Below are 2108 nucleotides of genomic sequence, written 5' to 3'. Positions count from 1 at the left end.
GAGGACGGTCGGTCGGCGAGGCCACGCAGTCCGCGAGCGAAGTGGCAGCAGTACAGGGGGTGAAGCATGGACGTGGGAGACCACGCGGCCAAGTCCGGTCACGTACCGGTCATGCTCGGTCGCGTCCTGACAATCCTCACCCCCGCGCTCACCGGCGCGGCCGGCGCCGTCCCGGGCCGTGACCCCGTCTACCTCGACGCCACGCTCGGCATGGGCGGCCACGCCGAGGCGATGCTGCGGGCCGTCCCGCGGCTCCGCCTCATCGGCCTCGACCGCGACGCCACCGCGCTGGAGCGCTCGGCGCGCAGGCTCGCCCCGTACGGCGACCGGGTCACGCTGGAGCACGCCGTCTACGACGAGATCCCCGGCGTCCTGCGCCGGCTCGGCGTCCCCGCGGTGGACGCGGTCCTGTTCGACCTCGGCGTCTCCTCCCCGCAGCTCGACGAGGCCGACCGCGGCTTCGCCTACTCCTACGACGCGCCCCTCGACATGCGGATGGACCGCACCCAGCGGCTCACCGCCGCCGAGGTCGTCAACGGGTACCCGCCCGCCGAGCTCGCCCGCATCCTGCGCGAGTACGGCGAGGAGCGGTTCGCCCAGCGCATCGCCGCCGCGATCGTCCGCGAGCGCGGGCGCGCCCCGATCGACTCCACCAGGCGGCTCGCCGACCTGGTGCGCACCTCTATCCCGGCCGCGACCCGCCGCACCGGCGGCAACCCGGCCAAGCGCACCTTCCAGGCGCTGCGGATCGAGGTGAACGGAGAACTCGACATCTGGCGCCGGGCCCTGCCCGCCGCGCTCGACGCGCTCCCGGTCGGCGGCCGGGTCGCCGTCCTCAGCTACCACTCCCTGGAGGACCGCATCACCAAGCAGGTCCTCGCCGCCCAGGCGGCCGACACCACCCCGCCGGACCTGCCCGTCCCGCTGCCCGAACACGAGCCGAGGTTCCGGCTTCTAACCCGCGGGGCGGAGCTTCCGTCCGACGAGGAGACCACGACCAACCCACGGGCCGGATCGGTGCGGATGCGCGCCGCCGAACGGGTCCGGGAGGCGACATGACCACGACCACCAGGCCGCCCGCCAAGGCGCCCAGGAAGCCGCCCGCGCAGCGCACGCCTGCCGAGCGCACGCCGACCGGGCGCGCGCCCGCCAAGCCGGCGCCCGCGAAGCGCGCGCCCGCGGCGGCCAAGACCGCTCCCAAGGCGGCGCCCGCGACCGCGGCGACCAGCACCAAGGCGGCCGGGAAGCGTACGGCGGCCGCCGCGCCGCCGCGCGCCCCGTTCGTGCTGCTCATCGTCGGGCTGCTCGGCGGCGCGCTGGTGAGCCTGCTGCTGCTCAACACCGTCCTCGCGGAGGACGCGTTCACCCTGACGCGGCTGCAGCAGAGCAACAAGCAGCTCGACCAGCAGCGGCAGGCCCTCGAAGAGGACATCGCACGCGGCGACTCCCCGGCGCAGACGGCGAAGAAGGCGGAGTCGCTCGGCATGAAGCAGCCCGAGGACATGGCCTTCATCGACCTCGAGACCGGGCGGGCGAGCGGCGGGACGATCCGTCCCGTGCCGCCCGAGGCCGCGGCGGCGGCCGGGGCCGCGGGCGTGATCGGCGTGCCCGGCACCGTGGTGCCCGGGGACGGCGTCCCGCCGGCGGCCACCGGGCAGGGCGCGCGGTGACGAAACGGCCGGGACGCGGGACCGCCGGGCCTCCGCCCGGCCGGGGACGCGGCCCGGACGGCGCGGGACGGCCGGGGACGAAGGGCAGCGCCGCCCGGCGTCCCGCGCGCGGCGGCATGGGCCCCTCCCCGCGCAAGGAGACCCCGCGCAAGGAGACCCCCCGCAAGAAGCCGCGCCGGGATGCGGCGCGCGACGACGCGGGGTCCGCCGGCACGCCCACGAAGAAGCCCGGCCCGAAGAAGCCGGTGCAGAAGCCCGCGCAGAAGACGCAGCAGAAGGCGCCCGCGAAGCCTGCGCAGAAGCCTCCTCAGAAGAAGGCGCCGGCCAAGGCCGCGCCGGGGAAGACCCGCGCGGCCGGGACGGCGCGGAACGCCCACCCCGCCAGGCCGCCCCGGACCGGCCCCGGCGACGGCCCGCGCGGCCCGCGCCCTCCGCGTC

2 protein-coding genes and 1 pseudogene are annotated in these 2108 nt (G+C 76.9%); all 3 read left to right on the top strand.

The annotated features are described in order from the left end of the window. Window positions 1–66 precede the first annotated feature (66 nt). Window positions 67–1059, top strand: a complete 993-nt coding sequence (gene rsmH / locus E1264_RS42260) for a 16S rRNA (cytosine(1402)-N(4))-methyltransferase RsmH (protein ID WP_132183159.1) — start codon at window positions 67–69, stop codon at window positions 1057–1059. Beyond that, window positions 1056–1670 (top strand): hypothetical protein, encoded by a 615-nt coding sequence (locus tag E1264_RS42250; RefSeq protein ID WP_207936997.1) that lies wholly within the window; start codon window positions 1056–1058, stop codon window positions 1668–1670. Before rsmH ends, E1264_RS42250 begins: the two co-directional genes overlap by 4 nt. Next, window positions 1667–2108, top strand: a pseudogene (locus E1264_RS42245) (hypothetical protein); the annotation flags it as partial. The gene E1264_RS42250 and the pseudogene E1264_RS42245, both read left to right, overlap by 4 nt.

Source organism: Actinomadura sp. KC216 (assembly GCF_004348535.1).
In the GTDB taxonomy this organism is placed as follows: Bacteria; Actinomycetota; Actinomycetes; order Streptosporangiales; family Streptosporangiaceae; genus Spirillospora.
Note: the sequence above shows the minus strand (reverse complement) of the source record. Positions and strands in the feature narration are given on the sequence as shown.

Excerpts from the sequence above, each read along its gene's own strand:
- rsmH (WP_132183159.1), top strand. The coding sequence starts at position 67 with ATGGACGTGGGAGACCACGCGGCCAAGTCCGGTCACGTACCGGTCATG.
- E1264_RS42250 (WP_207936997.1), top strand. The coding sequence starts at position 1,056 with ATGACCACGACCACCAGGCCGCCCGCCAAGGCGCCCAGGAAGCCGCCC.